The 17,107-nt window shown below is 69.3% G+C and carries 15 protein-coding genes and 2 tRNA genes; 7 read left to right on the top strand and 10 right to left on the bottom strand.

Annotation, left to right across the window (positions count from 1 at the left end):
• From EIO58_RS04300 to EIO58_RS04280, 5 genes are all read left to right on the top strand, one after another.
• Nucleotides 1–416 (top strand): PucR family transcriptional regulator (locus EIO58_RS04300; RefSeq protein ID WP_164861525.1); only part of this gene is annotated, 416 nt, incomplete at its 5' end.
• Between the two features lie 104 nt (nt 417–520).
• Entirely contained in the window at nt 521–1,432 is a 912-nt protein-coding gene (locus tag EIO58_RS04295) for an ACP S-malonyltransferase (protein WP_127818448.1), read from the top strand.
• A gap of 13 nt (nt 1,433–1,445) precedes the next feature.
• A complete protein-coding gene (locus EIO58_RS04290; RefSeq protein ID WP_127818447.1) occupies nt 1,446–2,447 on the top strand; it encodes a beta-ketoacyl-ACP synthase III in 1,002 nt (333 codons plus the stop codon).
• A gap of 71 nt (nt 2,448–2,518) precedes the next feature.
• Nucleotides 2,519–2,767 carry an acyl carrier protein gene (locus EIO58_RS04285; RefSeq protein ID WP_127818446.1) on the top strand — a complete coding sequence of 83 codons (249 nt, stop codon included), beginning with the start codon at nt 2,519–2,521 and terminating at the stop codon, nt 2,765–2,767.
• Nucleotides 2,768–2,823: 56 nt separating this feature from the next.
• Nucleotides 2,824–4,062 carry a beta-ketoacyl-[acyl-carrier-protein] synthase family protein gene (locus EIO58_RS04280; protein WP_127818445.1) on the top strand — a complete coding sequence of 413 codons (1,239 nt, stop codon included), beginning with the start codon at nt 2,824–2,826 and terminating at the stop codon, nt 4,060–4,062.
• Between the two features lie 206 nt (nt 4,063–4,268).
• Here EIO58_RS04280 and EIO58_RS04275 read toward each other — a convergent pair whose 3' ends face one another.
• Together EIO58_RS04275 and EIO58_RS04270 are read right to left on the bottom strand one after the other, a co-directional pair.
• Nucleotides 4,269–4,772, bottom strand: coding sequence for a DUF3145 domain-containing protein (locus EIO58_RS04275; protein ID WP_127818444.1), 504 nt, complete (start codon nt 4,770–4,772; stop codon nt 4,269–4,271).
• Between the two features lie 158 nt (nt 4,773–4,930).
• Entirely contained in the window at nt 4,931–5,704 is a 774-nt protein-coding gene (locus tag EIO58_RS04270; protein WP_127818443.1) for a hypothetical protein, read from the bottom strand.
• Nucleotides 5,705–5,847: 143 nt separating this feature from the next.
• Here EIO58_RS04270 and EIO58_RS04265 point away from each other — a divergent pair, with 143 nt between their 5' ends.
• The gene (locus EIO58_RS04265; RefSeq protein ID WP_127818442.1) at nt 5,848–7,854 is read left to right on the top strand and encodes a DUF262 domain-containing protein; all 2,007 of its coding nucleotides are present in this window, start codon (nt 5,848–5,850) and stop codon (nt 7,852–7,854) included.
• Between the two features lie 46 nt (nt 7,855–7,900).
• Here the strand turns inward: EIO58_RS04265 and nagE are convergent, their stop codons facing one another.
• The 3 genes from nagE to EIO58_RS04250 form a co-directional block, all read right to left on the bottom strand.
• Nucleotides 7,901–9,853 carry an N-acetylglucosamine-specific PTS transporter subunit IIBC gene (gene nagE, locus EIO58_RS04260; RefSeq protein WP_127818441.1) on the bottom strand — a complete coding sequence of 651 codons (1,953 nt, stop codon included), beginning with the start codon at nt 9,851–9,853 and terminating at the stop codon, nt 7,901–7,903.
• A 163-nt stretch (nt 9,854–10,016) separates the two neighbouring features.
• Nucleotides 10,017–10,090 (bottom strand) — tRNA-Ile (locus EIO58_RS04255).
• Between the two features lie 51 nt (nt 10,091–10,141).
• Nucleotides 10,142–11,227 carry a DMT family transporter gene (locus EIO58_RS04250; protein ID WP_127818440.1) on the bottom strand — a complete coding sequence of 362 codons (1,086 nt, stop codon included), beginning with the start codon at nt 11,225–11,227 and terminating at the stop codon, nt 10,142–10,144.
• A gap of 41 nt (nt 11,228–11,268) precedes the next feature.
• Between EIO58_RS04250 and def the strand changes: the two genes are divergently transcribed.
• A complete protein-coding gene (gene def / locus EIO58_RS04245) occupies nt 11,269–11,835 on the top strand; it encodes a peptide deformylase (protein ID WP_127818439.1) in 567 nt (188 codons plus the stop codon).
• 54 nt (nt 11,836–11,889) lie between these two features.
• Here the strand turns inward: def and EIO58_RS04240 are convergent.
• The 5 genes from EIO58_RS04240 to dusB form a co-directional block, all read right to left on the bottom strand.
• Nucleotides 11,890–11,962, bottom strand: a tRNA-Asn gene (locus tag EIO58_RS04240).
• Between the two features lie 77 nt (nt 11,963–12,039).
• Nucleotides 12,040–12,828, bottom strand: coding sequence for an ATP-binding cassette domain-containing protein (locus EIO58_RS04235; RefSeq protein WP_127818438.1), 789 nt, complete (start codon nt 12,826–12,828; stop codon nt 12,040–12,042).
• 48 nt (nt 12,829–12,876) lie between these two features.
• Nucleotides 12,877–14,736: a DNA primase gene (gene dnaG / locus EIO58_RS04230; protein ID WP_127818437.1), complete on the bottom strand. Its 1,860-nt coding sequence runs from the start codon at nt 14,734–14,736 to the stop codon at nt 12,877–12,879.
• Nucleotides 14,736–16,079 carry a deoxyguanosinetriphosphate triphosphohydrolase gene (locus tag EIO58_RS04225; RefSeq protein WP_127818436.1) on the bottom strand — a complete coding sequence of 448 codons (1,344 nt, stop codon included), beginning with the start codon at nt 16,077–16,079 and terminating at the stop codon, nt 14,736–14,738. The genes dnaG and EIO58_RS04225 overlap by 1 nt, the downstream gene beginning before the upstream one ends.
• A partial coding sequence (gene dusB / locus EIO58_RS04220) for a tRNA dihydrouridine synthase DusB (protein ID WP_127818435.1) occupies nt 16,069–17,107 on the bottom strand: 1,039 nt, incomplete at its 5' end. The genes EIO58_RS04225 and dusB, both read right to left, overlap by 11 nt.

The following is a 17,107-nucleotide window of genomic DNA, read 5'->3' as shown; positions in this document are numbered from 1 at the left end:
GCCAGAGCGCCCGCGCCGCGCTGGCGGGCTTCGCCGTCGCGCGTGCGTGGCGCCACGCGCCGCGCCCGGTCGAAGCCGACGACCTCCTGCCCGAGCGGGCGCTGGCAGGCGATCCGCTGGCGAAGCAGACGCTCGTCGAGCGCATCTACCGTCCGCTGCAGACGCACAGTACCGATCTGGTCGCGACGCTGTGGGCGTACCTCGACAACGGCCGGTCGCTCGAGGCAACCGCCCGCGAGCTCTTCGTGCACCCCAACACCGTGCGCTACCGGCTCAAACGCGTCTCCGAAGTGATCGGCTGGGACGCCACCGGGCCGCGCGAGGCGCTCATCCTGCAGACGGCGCTGGTCCTCGGCTCGATCGGCACGGACGCGACACGACGCCGGCCGCAGAACGCGCGCCGCAGCCCGGTCTGACCAGGAAGGACGCCCATGACTGTGTGGGACGCGCACAAAGCCCTCCCTGATTCTTGTGACGGTGTCGCCAGAACCCGCCCCGCGATCGTTGGCAGGATGGAACGGTGAGAATCGCGGTCTTCCCCGGGCAGGGTTCGCAATCCCCCGGCTTCCTCGCTCCCTGGCTCGACGTCGACGGCGCTCGCGATCGCCTCGCGCAGTACTCGGAGTGGTCCGGCGTCGACCTCATCGCCGCGGGCACCGAGTGGGATGCCGACCGCATCCGCGACACCCAGGTCGCGCAGCCGCTCATCGTCGCCGCAAGCCTGCTCTCGTGGAATGCGCTCCCCGGTCGCGACCACGTGGGCGGTGTCGCCGGTCACTCCGTGGGCGAGTTCGCTGCTGCTGCCGCGGCCGGGATCCTCAGCGAGCAGGCCGCCCTCACGCTGGTCGGCATCCGCGGTCGTGCGATGGCCGAAGCCGCCGCGATCGCCGAGACGGGTATGAGCGCCGTGATCGGCGGCGACGAGGCATCCGTCCTCTCTCGGCTCGACGAACTCGATCTCGCCCCGGCGAACTACAACGGCGGCGGACAGCTCGTGGTCGCCGGCGCGATCGGCGCACTCCAGGCCCTCGCGGCCGAACCCGTCGCCGGCACGCGGGTCATCCCGCTCCAGGTCGCCGGCGCCTTTCACACCCGGTACATGGCTCCTGCCGTCGAGACGCTGCGCGCGGCGGCCGCCGAGGTCGCGGCGTCCGAGCCCGCCGTGGCGGTGTGGAGCAACCGTGACGGACGCGCGATCGACGACGGGTCCGCGTTCGTCGACCTGCTCGTCGACCAGGTCGCATCCCCGGTCCGCTGGGATCTCTGCATGTCGGCCTTCGCCGACGCGGGTGTCTCCGGCATCGTGGAGCTGTCGCCCGCGGGCACGCTGACGGGACTCGCCAAGCGCGCGTTGCGCGGCGTGCCGGCCGTCGCCGTCAAGACCCCCGCCGACCTGGACGCGGCCGCGACCCTGCTGGCCGCGGACGCCTGACCGGAGACACCCGATGACCCGCTCGATCGTGCAGCCCACCGGGCCCGCGCACACCCGCATCTACTCGTACGGCGCCGCTCGCGGCGAGACCGCCGTTCCGAACGACGATCTCGTCGGCCCGATCGACTCGAGCGACGAGTGGATCCGTCAGCGCACGGGCATCGTGACGCGCACGCGTGCGGTCGCGGAGACCGATGCGATCGATCTCGCGACGGATGCCGCTCGCGAGGCCATCGAGCGCTCCGGGGTCGATGCGTCCCAGGTCGACGCCGTCATCGTGGCGACCGTCAGCAACCCGAAGCAGACGCCGTCCGTCTCGGCGATCGTGGCCGACCGGGTCGGTGCCAACCCGGCTGCCGCCTACGACGTCAACGCGGCGTGCGCCGGTTTCGCATACGGCATCGCTCAGGCCGACGCGCTCATCCGCGCAGGTGCTGCGCACTATGCGCTCGTGATCGGCGCCGAGAAGCTCAGCGACATCGTCGATCCGACCGACCGCAGCATCTCGTTCCTGCTCGGCGACGGCGCGGGCGCCGCGCTCGTCGGCCCCAGCGACACCCCGGGGATCGGCCCCACCGTATGGGGCTCGGACGGCTCGAAGGCGGATGCCGTCGGCATGAACCACACGCTCACCGACTTCCGCGACGGCAGAGCCCCGTGGCCCACGCTGCGGCAGGAGGGTCCCACGGTGTTCCGCTGGGCGGTGTGGGAGATGGTGAAGGTCGCGCGGCAGGCGCTCGAGGCCGCCGGGATCGAGGCAGCCGATCTCGCCGCCTTCGTGCCCCACCAGGCGAACATGCGCATCATCGACGAGTTCGCCAAGCAGCTCGGGCTTACCGACACGGTCATCGTCGGCCGCGACATCGAGACGACCGGCAATACCTCGGCGGCGTCGATCCCGCTGGCGACCCACCGCCTCCTCCAGGAGCACCCGGATCTCAGCGGCGGCCTGGCGCTCCAGATCGGCTTCGGCGCAGGCCTCGTGTTCGGCGCTCAGGTGGTCGTGCTCCCCTGAGCCCGCAGGCCCCGACTCTAGACTGAGACCCGGCCCCCGGGCTCGTGACCCCTAAGAAACAGGAGAAACCCATGGCATTCACCAACGACGAGGTTCTGGCCGGACTCGCCGAGCTCATCACCGACGAGACGGGCATCTCGGCCGACGAGGTCGCCCTCGAGAAGTCGTTCACCGACGACCTCGACATCGACTCGATCTCGATGATGACGATCGTCGTCAACGCGGAGGAGAAGTTCGGCGTCACCATCCCCGACGACGAGGTCAAGAACCTGAAGACCGTCGGCGACGCCGTCAGCTACATCACGTCGAACCAGGCGTAATCCCCCGGTGGGGGCTGCGGCCCCCACCGGCACACCCACGAGGACTTCCACCACACATGAGCACCTCCCGCATCGTCGTCACCGGCATCGGAGCATCGTCGCCCCTGGGCGGCACGGCACCCGAGAGCTGGGCTGCACTCCTGGACGGCGCCTCCGGCGCCCGGACCCTCGAGTACGACTGGGTCGAGCAGTACCAGCTGCCCGTCACGTTCGCCGCGCAGGCCAAGGTGCGCCCCGACACCGTTCTCGAGCGTCCTGTGGCCAAGCGTCTGGACCCGTCCTCGCAGTTCGCGCTGGTCGCGGCGATGGAGGCATGGGCCGACGCCGGCAGCCCCGAGATCGAGCCCGAGCGGCTCGGCGTCGACTTCGCGACCGGAATCGGCGGGCTGTGGACGCTGCTCGACGCATGGGACACTCTGCGTGAGAAGGGCCCGCGCCGGGTGCTTCCGATGACGGTGCCCATGCTCATGCCCAACGCCGCTGCCGGAAACCTCTCGCTCCACTTCAACGCGCGCGCATACGCCCGCACGGTTGCGAGCGCGTGCGCCTCGAGCACCGAGTCGATCGTGAACGCGGTCGAGCACCTGCGCGCGGGGCTCGCCGACGTCGTGATCGCGGGCGGGACCGAATCGACCATCCATCCGATCACGATCGCCGCCTTCTCATCCATGCAGGCGCTGTCGCGCCGCAACGACAACCCGGCCACCGCGTCGCGCCCCTGCAGCGTCGATCGCGACGGCTTCGTCATGGGCGAGGGCGCCGGAGTCCTCATTCTCGAGACGGAGGAGCACGCGCGTGCCCGTGGCGCCAAGATCTACGCCGCCGTCGTCGGCGGCGGCGTCACGGCGGACTCGTACCACATCACGGCCAACGACCCCGAAGGACTCGGCGCCTCCCGTGCAGTGCGCATGGCGCTCGAGATGGCCGACGCCTCCCCCGACGACGTGACGCACATCAACGCGCACGCGACCTCGACGCCGGTCGGCGACCCGAACGAGTACACGGCCCTCAAGACGGTTTTCGGCCCCCGCATCGACCAGATCCCGGTCTCGGCGACGAAGGCGTCTACCGGCCACCTGCTCGGCGGCACCGGCGCGCTCGAGGCGATCTTCACGGTCCTCGCGATTCGCGATCGCGTGGCACCGCCCACGATCAACATCACCACGCAGGACCCGGAGGTGCCGTTCCGCATTTCGGGTGAGACCGATGCGCTCGGCGACGGTCAGCAGCTGGCGATCAGCAACTCGTTCGGCTTCGGCGGACACAACGCCGTCGCCGCGTTCGCCTCGGTTTGACGCCGTTCGCGGCGACAGCGCTCACGACGAGACGCCCCCGGGACCCTTCGACGGTCTCACAAGCCATCGGGGGGCGTCTCGTCGAGCACGGGCGGTGACGATTCGCTTTCGCAGCGCCAGGAGTCCGATCACCGGCATCCGATAGTCACGCCTCGCCCTGCCCGTGTCTCGCGGACCGCCGCCGCGTGCGGCGACGGCCGCTGAACTCATCCGACCTTGTGCAGCCACACCACCGGAGCCTCGTCACTCGCGTGCCGGAACGGCTCGAGCTCGTCGTCCCACGCGGCGCCGAGCGCGACCTGGAGCTCGCGCTGCAGTTCGAGGGCGTCTCCGCCGGCGATCTCCATCGCGTAGCGGATGCGATCCTCGCCGATGACGACGTTGCCTGCGGAGTCGGTCTGGGCGTAGTGGATGCCGAGTCCCGGCGTGTGCAGCCAGCGGCCGCCGTCGCTACGGGGTGTGGGATCCTCCGTCACCTCGAACCGCAGGTGCTCCCAGCCGCGGATCGCGGTCGCGAGAGCAGCGCCGGTACCCGCCGCGCCCTCCCAGTAGAACTCGCTCCGACGACTGCCGGAAAGCACCGGCTGGTCGGCCCAGTCGAAGCTGACGGCGCGCCCGAGGGCACGCCCCACTGCCCACTCGAGGTGGGGACACAACGCGCGTGGCGCGGAGTGGATGTAGATCACCCCACGCGCCTGTGGTGTCGCCATGTTCTCTCCGTTCGTCAGGTGCGTCTTCCCCTACGACCTGAGACCGGATCACGGCGTTGCTCTTCGGTTGTGCTGCCGCCATTATCGCGGAGAGGGCGGTCGAATCACAAGAGTGTGATTCGACCGCCCTCGATCGTCCTTCTGCCGAGAGGCGAGGCTCAGGCCTCGCTCATCGCCTGGACCTCGGCCTTGCCCTTGGCTGCATAGTACGCAGCGCGTGCGGCGTCACGGCGAGCCTGCTCGGCCTGCCCGGCGTCGAGCACGTCCTGCGGGACCTCGAACTGGTCGGTGGTCGGCCGGGCATGGTACTTCTCCATGTACGCGTCGAGCTCGGGGCCGGACTCCCACGACGTGATGAGGCAGTAGCGGGGCTCGTCGCCGTCGTGGTGCACGGCATGCCACAGCCGCTGGGTGTCGACGATGAGCTGCGCGCCCGCAGGCAGTGCGACGCGGTACTCGATGCTCGGGTCGGTGCGGTTCTCGCGCAGCACGAAGTAGCTGTTCTTGTCGTCGGTGAGGTTGAAGAACCCGCGCACGACCCACCCCGTGCCGTCAGGGTTCAGCCGGTTGTTGTCATCCTGGTGGAGGTTGTACAGCGCGTCGGCGTAGCTGTTGGGCTGCAGCTCGATGATGCGGCAGCGGCCGACGTTGGCGCCCGGCTCCTGAGCGCGGCGGGTGAGGGTCGGGGCCTTCTCGACCTGCGACGGAATCCAGACGCCGTCCTTGTCGGTGCGCGGAGGCGTGTGGTTCCAGAAGCCGTTGCACTCGATCTCGCCCTTGGCCGAGGCCAGCGGCGCGAAGCGGGTGTCACCCGACGACTTCCAGTCGACGTACTCGATCGACAGCCATTCCTTCGGGTCGATCTCCTCGTTGTAGGAGTCGAGCACCACGAAGCCGGTCTCATCGAGAACGGCGGACTTGATGTAACCCATGACGAATCATGCCTTTCGGTCAGTGAGCCAGCGCGTTTTTACAGGCTCAACTTAGGCAAGCCTACCTCGGCACCCTGACAGCCCTGGAAGACGCGGCCCGGCGCGGTCAGCGCGCGAGACGACGCCCATAGACTGGACGGGCCATGGTCACTGCCACGAATGTCGACGCGACTGCCGTCAACACGATCGGGTGGCTGTCAGCCGCGGACTGGACGATCGTCGTCCCCGTCTACCAGCGGCAGTACCGTTGGGACATCGGCGGCTGCGAGCAGCTCCTCGCCGACATCCGCGCGGTGGCAGACCTCGACGATCGCCACATGCACTTCATCGGTTCGATCCTCTCGTCCGCCAGCCGCGGGTCGGGCGACACCGAACTCGTCCTCATCGACGGCCAGCAGCGCACCACGACGCTGATGCTGCTGGTGGCGGCGCTGCAGCACACGGTGCGCGAGGCGCATCCCGAGCTGGCAGACGAGCTCCAGCGTGTGCTGGTCCACTCCCAGGATCCCTCCCGCACGAAACTGCGCCCGCACCCGGCGTGGGCGTCGGTGTTCGAGCGCGTCGTCCTGGATCTGTCCCCGACGTCCGGCGAACAGCGCGACTCGCGCTTCGACGACAACTACGCGTTCTTCCGCAGCCAGATCAGTCTCGACGAGGCACCTCACATCTGGCGCGGGCTGCAGAAGCTCGAGCATGTCGCCATCACGCTCGGAGCAGGAGCGAACGCGCAGCAGATCTTCGAGAGCCTCAACTCCACCGGCGAGCCCCTCCGCGATCACGAGCTCATCCACAACTACGTGCTGATGGGGCTCAATCACGCCGAGCAGCGCCGCGTCGAGTCGGACTTCTGGCAGCCGATCGAACGCGACACGGGCGACGAGATCGCGGCCTTCTGGCGCCAGTACCTCACGATGAGGACGGGACGAGAGGTGACGGTCGTCGGCGGCCGCGGCGTCTATGACGCGTTCCGGCACGAGTTTCCGCGGCTCGAGTTCGCCGACCTCCTCGCGCACGCCGAGGAGTGGCGCGCGCTCGCGCGCGTGTACCGGCTCCTCCTCGATCCCGCGCACGAGCCGGATGCCGGCATCGCACGTCAGCTGCGCTCTCTCAACACGTTCGGCTCCGGCATGTATCCGCTCGTCATGCGCGCCTACCGCGACCTCGAGCAGGGTCGGATCGACCGCGCCGAGATGCTCGAGACGCTCGAGATGGTGCAGTCGCTGCTGGTGCGGCGCTCCGTCGTCGGCACCGGCACCGACCGGCTGGTCGCTCGCCTGTGCCGCGCTCGCGAAGAAGGCCGTGACGCCTTCGTCTCGGCGCTGTCGCGCATCACGCCGTCCGATGAGCGGATCGCCGTCGCGCTCAAGTACTCCGAGCTTCCCCACGCGGCGTACGTCCTCGGCCGGATCGCTGGGGTCGACGGCGCGGAGGGGCTCGAGCTCGAGCACGTCTTCCCGCTCGCTCCGAGCGACTCATGGTCGGGCGACGGCGTGCGCGAGTGGTCCTCCTATACCGAGGACGAGCAGAACAGCCACCGGGCGCTCGCCCAGACGATCGGCAACCTGACCGTGCTGGAGGAGCACCTGGCCTCGCGCGCCTTCGACCGCTCGTTTCCCGAGAAGAAGGCTCTGTACGCGCGCAGCTCCGTGGCGACGACGGCGGAGCTGGCCGAGCGCGGGTCGTGGGGTACTGCTGCGATCGCCGAGCGCTCCGCCCGACTCACCGAGCGGTTCGTGCACGTGTGGCGCCGCCCCGGCGGGCCGGCGATCGACGACGACGGCCTCACCCCCATCCTCGATGCCGTGCGCCGGCGGGGATGGCCGCCCGGCTGGCATCGCGAGTGGTCGTACGTGGAGTACTGCGGCGAGCATTGGGAGATCTACGACGTCAAGCACCTCTTCAACCGTGTGTTCAAGCGCCTGTGGGCCGACGCGCGCGACGCCGTGGTCTCGTACAGCGCCCGCCGGGGCGGGCCGGTGTACACCGCACAGTCGTGGAATGGGCAGTGGGACCGTCTCGACGACGAGCACTCGCTCTACATGGGCTGGGACTCGAGCTACATGCTGAGCGCCGTGCAGGGCGTCCTCGACGAGGCGGGCCTGGCCCCCGAGGTGTTCGTCAAGTACTCCTACATCGGCAACGCCATGTGAGAAGGCGGTGACGGATGCCGCGGCACCGCCACCGCCTTGGCACCTGTCAGACGAACTCGATCTTCGCGTTCTCGTTGTTGAGCACGATCACCGGGGTGATCGCGGGGTGCCCTGCGGCACGGATCCGGTCGAGGTCGAACCGCAGCAGCGGCGTCCCCTCCCTCACCGACTGCCCTTTCTCGACGAGCGTCTCGAATCCGTCGCCCTTCATGCCTACGGTGTCGATGCCGACGTGGATGAGCAGCTCGGTGCCGTCGCCGAGCACGAGCGCCACGGCGTGACCGCTCTCGAACGTGGCCCCGACCGTCGCGTTCGCGGGCGCCACCACCGTGTCGCCCGTGGGCTCGACAGCGAGGCCGGGGCCCATGATCCCCTGTCCGAACGTCGGGTCCGGAACCTTCGACAGCGGCACGACCCTGCCCGCGAGCGGCTGCCGCAGCGTGATCGTGGTCTCGGTCGGGGCTGCGGTGAGGACGCCGCCGCCGCCGGCATCGACGGATGCCGCGGGCGACGTCGACGCGACCTCGGGCGCGGCGCCCGAGGGCACCGTCGCCTCGCCCGACATGATCTTTTCCATCGCGTCCTTCACGAACTGCACGTTGAGCCCGTAGACCACCTGGACGGAAGTGCCGCCGGGCTTCATCGTGCCCGCGGCCCCCGCCCGCTTGAGCGCGGTGTCGTCGACCTTCGCCACGTCGGCGACCTCCATGCGCAGTCGCGTCGCGCAGTTGTCGAGCTCGACGATGTTCTGTCTGCCACCGAGGGCGTCGATGAAGCGGCCGGCTGTCACGAGGTATGCGTCGTCTTCTGCGTGCGTGTCGAGGTCTGTGCCCTCTTCGAGCATCTCGTCGTCTTCGCGTCCCGGTGTCTTCAGGTTGAAGCGCTTGATGAAGAAGTAGAACACCACGAAGTAGATGGCGAACCAGAAGAGGCCCATAATCAGGATGAGCCAGGGATTCTGCGCCATCGGGTTGGTCCAGTTCAGGATGAGGTCGACAAACCCCGCCGAGAACCCGAATCCCATGCGCACCGGCAGAATCGCGGCGATGGCCATGGAAATGCCGGTGAAGACAGCGTGCACGACATAGAGCACCGGAGCCAGGAACATGAAGGCGAACTCCAGCGGCTCGGTGACGCCGACGAAGAAGGACGCGATGGCGGCCGAGAGCAGGATCCCGTAGGTGATCTTCCGGCGCGTGGTCTTGGCCGTCAGATACATGGCGAGCGCCGCACCCGGCAGGCCGAACATCATGATGGGGAAGAAGCCGGTCATGTACTGCCCGGTCACGCCGTACGTGCCGGTCCCGGCGAGGAAGTTGTTCAGATCGTTGATGCCGGCGACATCGAACCAGAACACCGAGTTCAACGCATGGTGTAGCCCGACAGGGATGAGGAGCCGGTTCAGGAATCCATAGATCCCAGCCCCGAGCGGGCCGAGTGCCGAGATCCACTCGCCGAAGGTGACCAGACCGTTGTACACGAACGGCCAGATGAAGAAGAGCAGGACCGCGAGGACGAGCGATACGCCCGCCGCGACGATCGCGACCGACCTCTTTCCGGAGAAGAACGACAGCGCATCAGGCAGCTTCGTCTCGCTGAAGCGGTTGTAGCAGAACGCTCCGATGAGACCGCAGAGGATCCCGACGAACACGTTCTGGACACTCGCGAACGCAGCCGGAACCTCGTTCACGTCATCGACGCCCATCAGCAGCATCACGGACTCGGGCTTGAGAAGCGATGTCACGACGAGCCAGGAGACGAGCCCCGCCAGCGCCGACGTTCCGTCGCTCTTCTTGGACATGCCGAACGAGATGCCGATCGCGAACAGCAGCGCCAGATTGTCGAGGAGTGCGACTCCGGCGACGAACAGGAAGTCGACGACGACGCTGCCGCCGACCGTTCCCTTGATCCAGTTGCTGATACCGACGAGGATCGCCGCGACCGGCAGCACGGCCACCGGGAGCATGATCGATCTTCCGAGCCTCTGCAAGAACTTCATCGTTCGCCTCCGTGGGGAGCCAGGGACACTGTGATGCCGCTGACGCTACACGGAACACGACGCGCGCCGACAGAGCGCCCGCCCAAGAGCAAAGAGGGTGATCGCATTCGCATCGGCTGGTATGAGCGAACGCCGCCGCCCTTGCGGGCGACGGCGTTGGCCGTAGGGCGGGTGGGACTTGAACCCACGATCGTCGGGTTATGAGCCCGCTGCCTTGACCAGCTTGGCCACCGCCCCCTACACATGCGTGCGCAGACGAGCCTACCCGGACGGCCGGCCTCCCTGCGATCAGTGCGGGCCGGACCCGTCAGCAGGGTCTTTCACCGGCGGCTCGGGCCACACCTTGGCGACGGCCTCGGTCACCCGGATGGATCCGGTGCGCGGGTGCGCGGCATCCGTCGTTCCTCCGCTGCCACGCCGGATCGGCAGCTCCTGACTGTCGCTGATGATCTGGGGATGGTGCCTCGCCAACTGAAACACACCCCATACCGAGATGGCGCCCGCGACGCCGAAGGCGATGTACACCCACAACGGCGCACCTGCTGCCTCCTGCAGCACGAGCAGGCCGATGAGGATCGCCACCAGGGGATCCACCACCGTGAGGCCGGCGACCACGAGGTCGGGTGGGCCCGACGAGTAGGCGGTCTGCACGAAGTACGCGCCGACGATCGCAGCGGCGATGAGAGCGGCGAGGCACGTGAAGGTGAGCCAGTCGAAGTCCCCCGTCTGGATCCGCACGATGACGACCTTGGCAAGCGTCGCCACGAAGCCGTAGATGACACCCGCCGCGGTGATGTAGAACAGCGCGCCGACGCGCTTGCGGAGCCAGAACCATAGGCCGGCGAACACGATGGTCACCACACCGAGGAGGACCAGAATCGTGATGAGCTGGCCGTTCGAGACCGCCTTCTCGGTGGCGAACAGGGCGGCGATCGTGACGAAGAGGAAGATGCCGCCCACGCAGGCTGCGATCGCGATCAGGGATCGCTTCGTCGGGCGATGACCGGTGATCTGGGCGTTCAGGAGCGTCGTGATCACGAGCGCGATCGCGCCCAGGGGCTGCACCACGATGAGCGGCGCGAAGGCGAGAGCCGACAGCTGGCACACGATCGCCAGGCCCAGCATGAGGGTGCCGAGCACCCACGACGGGCGTGAGAGCAGCTTCAACAGCTGCCCCGCACCCAGGCCCTGGTTCCCCGTCGAGCCGCTCAGCCGCTCGACCTTCGTCACGCCGCGATGCTGGTACTGCGCCCCGAATGACATGAACACCGCACCGAGGAGGGCCAGCGGTATTCCGATGAGGATGCGCGGGTTCTGGAACGCGCCGATCAGCTGATCGCCGACTTCTTCGAGCTCTACCACCGTCCACACCACATGACGACACTAACCGCAGGCGCCCCCGATAGGCTCGAGGCGTGGCCGTTCTCCCGATCCGCATCATGGGCGATCCCGTCCTCCACTCCCCCGCATCGCCCGTCGAGGCGATCAGCGACGAGATTCGCGAACTCGTCGCCGACATGTTCGAGACGATGGATGCCGCGCCCGGCGTGGGTCTCGCAGCACCGCAGGTCGGCGTGCCGCTGCGCATCTTCACGTATTCGTACCCGGACGACGACGGCAACCCGTGGCGCGGCGTGATCATCAACCCCGCGCTGTGGATGCGCCCGGCCGAACCCGGCGAGCCGGATCCCGACGAGGAGTCGGAAGGGTGCCTGTCGTTCCCCGGCGAGCGGTTCCCGCTGCGGCGATCCGAGGAGGTGCTCGTGACGGGCATCGGTCTCGACGGCGAGCCGGTCCGGATCCAGGTCGACGGGTGGCGCGCCCGCATCATGCAGCACGAGTTCGATCATCTCGACGGCGTGCTCTACGTCGACCGTCTCGGCGACGGCGACTGGAAGACCGTGCAGAAGATCGTCCGCAAGCGCGGCTGGGGCCGTCCCGGTGAGGCGTGGACGCCGGGGATCGACGACCTCGAAGCCTGACGACGCGACGCCGCGCATGAAGAAAGCCCCGAGGGTGGAGCCTCGGGGCCTTCGCTCCCCCACTTGGACTCGAACCAAGAACCTATCGGTTAACAGCCGATTGCTCTGCCAATTGAGCTATGGAGGAATGTCCGCGCTCTCGCGCGGGCAACCAGTCCATATTAGCAAAGCCCGCAGGGTGGTCATGACACCGAGCGCACACCGTCATGACCCGACGAACCGCCGGTCGGCCTCCGCGCTCGGAGTCCACAGCAGGTCGCGGGTGCCATGGCCGTACGCGACCGCGTGGCCGGCGCGGAGCACCAGCACGTCGGCGTCGAGGTCGCGAACGACCTCCGCGTCGTTGGTGACGACGAGCGCGGCCATGCCGAAGTCGCGTCGGCGGCGCAGGATGGCGTCCCGGGCGGCCTTGCGCACCTCGATATCCAGATTCGCGAACGGCTCGTCGGCGATGAGCACGCGAGGCTGGAGCACCAGGGCACGCGCGAATGCGACGCGCTGCCGCATGCCCGCGCTGAGTTCGTAGGGGTACTTGGCGGCCACACCGAGCGGAAGCATCATCTCGTCGAGCAGCGCCGACACCCGTACGGCGAGAGCCCGCTGATTCACGCGCCGGTCGCGGCTCGTGATGGGCTCGCCGATCACCTCGCCGACAGTGAGTCGCGCGGGGAGGTGGGCGCCGGCAGACTGCGGGAGATGACCGCAGTAGTACGTGAGCAGACGGTGGGCTCGGCCGGGGTGGCGCACCGGGATCCCTTCGACGTGGGCCGCGCCGCCCACCACCGCGAGCCCTGATTCGTCAGCCCCCGCGAGGACCGCGGCGAGCGACGACTTGCCGGCGCCGGTCGGCCCCATGAGCGCGAGGGCTGCGCCGTGCTCGAGCACGAACGACACGCCATCGATGACCCGGGCGGCCGATCCGCCTCGCCCGACCCGCGCGATCGAGAGATCCGAGCAGTGGATCGCGACCTCAGCGTCTCGTCGTCGGGGCATGCCCTCATCCTGCCTTGCGGGCGCCGCCGATGCCAACGGCGCGGCGCGTCACGCCTCGTCTGCGATGGTGCGACGCTGCGCGTCGAGTTCGCGGAGCCGGATCCGGATGCCGCGGCCCTCCTCCGAGTCGGCAGGCACGCGCTGGATCGCACCGAGCATCTCGGCCTTCTCACGATCGAGCGCTCTCATCACGAGGCGCCGCAGGAGGTCTCCCGCGGACGCCACGGCCGCGTCGTCGCTCAGGGCCGGGAAGTCCCCGGCGAGCATCTCCGCTCCGAGCGTGCGGTACGGCTCGCGCACGGAGTCGATGGCGTCGATCGCCCAGCCCGGCCGCTTCCGGTCGGCCGCGCCCCGTACGGCGATCCGGACGGCATCGAGGGCGGGGTGGCGGAACGGCGGCTCGAGCGCCCGCTCGATCAGAGCCGGGTCGAGGCGGTGGCCGAACTGCAGCACCCCCATGAGCGCATCCCGCTCGAGGCCCGCCTCGGGCGTGCGCGGCAGCTCGGCGATCCCTACGCGCATTCCGGGATCGACGCCGGGCGCCGGTTTCGGCCCAGGCTCCGCGCCTGCTTCGCGCCGGGTGACGCCGCCTCCGCGGCCGGCTCGGTCGACCTCGCGTCGTACGTCCTCCGTGTCCATCCCGAGTCGACGGGCGAGCACGCGCACGTACTCGGGCTGCAGCAGCCGGTCCCGCAGCTCTGCGACCACAGGGGCGGCTGCTCGTAGTGCCCCGACGCGCCCCTCGACGCTTGCGAGGTCGAATCCCGAGATGCGCTGGTCGAGCACGAACTCCACCATCGGCACCTTCGTCTCGACCAGGGCACGCACCGCGCCGTCGCCCCGGGCGAGCCGCAGATCGCATGGATCGAGCCCTTCGGGGCCGGTGGCGACGTAGGTCTGGGCGTTGAACCGCTTGGCGTCGGCGAAGGCGCGGAGCGCGGCCTTCTGGCCTGCGGCATCCGGATCGAACGTGAACACGACCTCGCCCGCGGTCGAGTCGTCGCCCATCACGCGGCGGAGCACCGTGATGTGGTCTGAGCCGAAGGCCGTGCCGCACGTCGCGACCGCTGTCGTGATGCCGGCGAGGTGGCACGCCATGACGTCGGTGTAGCCCTCGACGACGACGACGCGGTGCTCGCGCGAGATGTCGCGCTTGGCGAGGTCGAGTCCGTAGAGCACCTGAGCCTTCTTGTAGATCGTGGTCTCGGGCGTGTTGAGGTACTTCGGGCCCTGGTCGTCGTCGAAGAGCTTGCGTGCACCGAACCCGATCACCTGACCGGTGACGTCGCGGATCGGCCACACCGCCCGGCCGCGGAATCGGTCGTAGACCCCGCGCTGGCCCTGCGACACGAGACCCGCCGAGCTGAGCTCCTCGTCGCTGAACCCCTGCGATCGCAGCGCCGAGTGCATGGACGACCAGCCCTTGGGGGCGTAGCCGACGCCGAAGTGCGCGGCGGCTCCCGCGTCGAACCCGCGCTGCCCGAGGAACCGCCGTGCGATGTCAGCCTCCGACGAGGTCAGCTGCCCGCGGAAGAATTCCGCCGCGGCGGCGTTGGCCGCGTACAGCCGCGCGCGTCCGCTGTGCTCGGGAGCCGCGCCGCCGTCTTCGTAATGCAGCGTGTAGCCGATGCGCGCCGCGAGGCGCTCGACCGCCTCGGTGAACGAGACGTGGTCCATCGCGCGCAGGAACGAGTACACATCGCCGGACTCGCCGCAGCCGAAGCAGTGGTAGAACCCCGCCTGCGGCCGCACGTTGAAGCTCGGGCTGCGCTCGTCGTGGAACGGGCACAGGCCCTTCATCGACCCGACGCCGGCGGATTTCAACGCGACCCGCTCGCCGATGATGTCGGCGATGTTGGTCCGCGCCTTGACCTCGTCGACGTCGGCCTGACGGATCCGCCCGGCCATCAGCGCCCCTCGCGCGATCGCGCGTCGACGGGTCGTGCGCCCGGCGCCCACACGCCGACGGATGCCGCATCCACCGGCGCGACGAGGGCGCCATGCCACGCGATCGCCAGCTGGTCGGTGAGGCTCGCGACCTGGTCCACCACGACGCGGCGGCGTGCGGCATCCGTCTCAGCTGCCGTGAAGTCCTGCCCGTGCAGGGGATCGAGTGCCTCCGGTCGCTCCCATAGGGCCCTCGCCAGCCGCTTCAGCAGTCGGCGCTGCTCCTTGTACAGGTCTTTGCGACCCTCGATCGACACGACCGCGGCGCCGATGATGCCCTTGAGCACCGCCATCTCCGCCTCGACGACACGGGGCACGACGAGGTGAGCGCGATAGCGCGTGAGCACGCCGGCCTCATACGCCTCGCGCGTGGCTGTCGTCGCGGCCCGGGCGAAGCGGCCGATCAGGTCGGACGTCAGGTTCTTCAGGCGGGCGAGGTCGGCGCGTGTCCCGTCGAACCCGTCGATCCACTCCGGGATCCGGGTCAGGCGGAACAGCGCGTCCTCGAGCTCGTCACGAGCGAAGTCGAAGCCGACCCACGACTGGATCGCGGTGAGGAGTGCATCGTGCTCGGCTCCGTGGGCGAGCATCGCCGGGTCGAGATACCCGTTGACGATCGCGTCCTCGAAGTCGTGCACCGAGTAGGCGATGTCGTCGGAGAGGTCCATCACCTCGGCCTCGATGCAGCGCACGCGCCCGGGTGCCTCCTCACGCAGCCACCGGAAGACCGCCTCGTCCTCGGGATACACGCCGAACTTCAGCCGGCCGCCCGGATCCGGCAGCGGGTGATCCGCGGTCCACGGGTACTTGCACGACGCATCGAGGCTCGCCCGCGTGAGGTTCAGGCCGAAGCTGCGCCCGTCGTCGTCGATCACCTTGGGCTCGAGCCTCGTGAGGATCCGCAGCGTCTGCGCGTTCCCTTCGAACCCGCCGATGTCTTCGGCCCACTCGTTGAGCGCGCGCTCGCCGTTGTGGCCGAACGGCGGGTGCCCGAGGTCATGGCTCAGGCAGGCGGTGTCGACGACGTCCGCCGCCAGGTGCAGCGCCGTCGCGAGCTCACGCCCGACCTGCGCGACCTCGAGAGAGTGCGTGAGGCGGTTGCGGGCAAAGTCCGCGGGGCTGGCCGGGCTCAGCACCTGCGTCTTGGCGGCGAGACGGCGGAGCGCCGCCGAGTGCAGCACGCGTGCCCGGTCCCGCGCGAAGTCGTCGCGCTGCGACCGGTGATGCTCGGCATGGAAGCGGGCGGCGTCCGCGTCGTCGTAACCGCGGGGACGGTCGGACGCGCCGACGAGGTCACCCGCCACTGTGGTCGAGTTCCGCTTCGGCGAGGGCGCAGGATGCCTCGGCCCCGAGCTCGCGGGAGTCCAGCCATCCCTCGGGCAGCGCTGGACGCTTCGGGGTGCCGCCACGGCCGCGCTGGCCCTCCGCCGCGGCGCCCGGATAAGGGGCGTCGAGCTCCATCGTTGCGAGGAGGTCGTCGATCTCGTCGAGGCTCGAGACGGTCGCGAGCTTCGCCCGCAGGTCGCCGCCGACCGGGTAGCCCTTGAAGTACCAGGCGACGTGCTTGCGGATGTCGCGGCATCCGCGGCCCTCGTCCTCGAAGAACTCCACGAGCAGCTCCGCGTGCCGGCGGAACGCCTGCGCGACGAACCCGAGCGTCGCATCGACCGGTCCGGCAGACGCAGCGCCGGGCGAGCCCAGCGCGCGGGCGAGATCGCCGAACAGCCACGGACGCCCGAGGCATCCGCGCCCGACGACCACGCCGTCGCATCCCGTCTCGATCATCATGCGCGCGGCGTCGTCCGCCGACCAGATGTCGCCGTTGCCGAGCACCGGGATGCTCGTCACGGCCTCTTTCAGCTTCGCGATCGCCCACCAGTCGGCCTCGCCCGAGTAGAACTCCGACGCGGTGCGCGCGTGAAGGGCCACGGCCGCGACTCCGGCGTCCTCGGCGATGCGGCCGGCGTCCAGATAGGTGAGGTGGTCGGGGTCGATGCCCTTGCGCATCTTGACCGTGAGGGGGATGTCGCCGGCGACGCGCGCGGCGCGCGTGACGATGTCGCGGAAGAGGCCGATCTTCCACGGCAGCGCGGCTCCGCCGCCCTTGCGCGTCACCTTGGGCACGGGGCATCCGAAGTTCAGGTCGATGTGATCGGCGCGGTCCTCTTCGACCAGGAGGCGCACTGCGGCCTCGGTGGTCGCGGGATCCACACCGTACAGCTGGATCGAGCGCGGCGTCTCGGACTCGTGGTGCGTGATGAGCCGCATCGTGGTGGCGTTGCGCTCGACCAGCGCGCGCGTCGTGATCATCTCGCTGACGTAGAGTCCGGCG

The sequence above is a fragment of the Microbacterium sp. CPCC 204701 genome (assembly GCF_004010105.1).
Classification (GTDB): Bacteria; Actinomycetota; Actinomycetes; order Actinomycetales; family Microbacteriaceae; genus Microbacterium.
The sequence above is the reverse complement of the archived record's forward strand: the minus strand, read 5'-3'. Positions and strand labels throughout refer to the sequence as shown.

Excerpts from the sequence above, each read along its gene's own strand:
- EIO58_RS04280 (WP_127818445.1), top strand. The coding sequence starts at position 2,824 with ATGAGCACCTCCCGCATCGTCGTCACCGGCATCGGAGCATCGTCGCCC.
- EIO58_RS04275 (WP_127818444.1), bottom strand. The coding sequence starts at position 4,772 with ATGGCGACACCACAGGCGCGTGGGGTGATCTACATCCACTCCGCGCCA.
- dnaG (WP_127818437.1), bottom strand. The coding sequence starts at position 14,736 with ATGGCCGGGCGGATCCGTCAGGCCGACGTCGACGAGGTCAAGGCGCGG.
- EIO58_RS04290 (WP_127818447.1), top strand. The coding sequence starts at position 1,446 with ATGACCCGCTCGATCGTGCAGCCCACCGGGCCCGCGCACACCCGCATC.
- EIO58_RS04270 (WP_127818443.1), bottom strand. The coding sequence starts at position 5,704 with ATGGGTTACATCAAGTCCGCCGTTCTCGATGAGACCGGCTTCGTGGTG.
- EIO58_RS04235 (WP_127818438.1), bottom strand. The coding sequence starts at position 12,828 with ATGCCCCGACGACGAGACGCTGAGGTCGCGATCCACTGCTCGGATCTC.
- EIO58_RS04265 (WP_127818442.1), top strand. The coding sequence starts at position 5,848 with ATGGTCACTGCCACGAATGTCGACGCGACTGCCGTCAACACGATCGGG.
- nagE (WP_127818441.1), bottom strand. The coding sequence starts at position 9,853 with ATGAAGTTCTTGCAGAGGCTCGGAAGATCGATCATGCTCCCGGTGGCC.
- EIO58_RS04285 (WP_127818446.1), top strand. The coding sequence starts at position 2,519 with ATGGCATTCACCAACGACGAGGTTCTGGCCGGACTCGCCGAGCTCATC.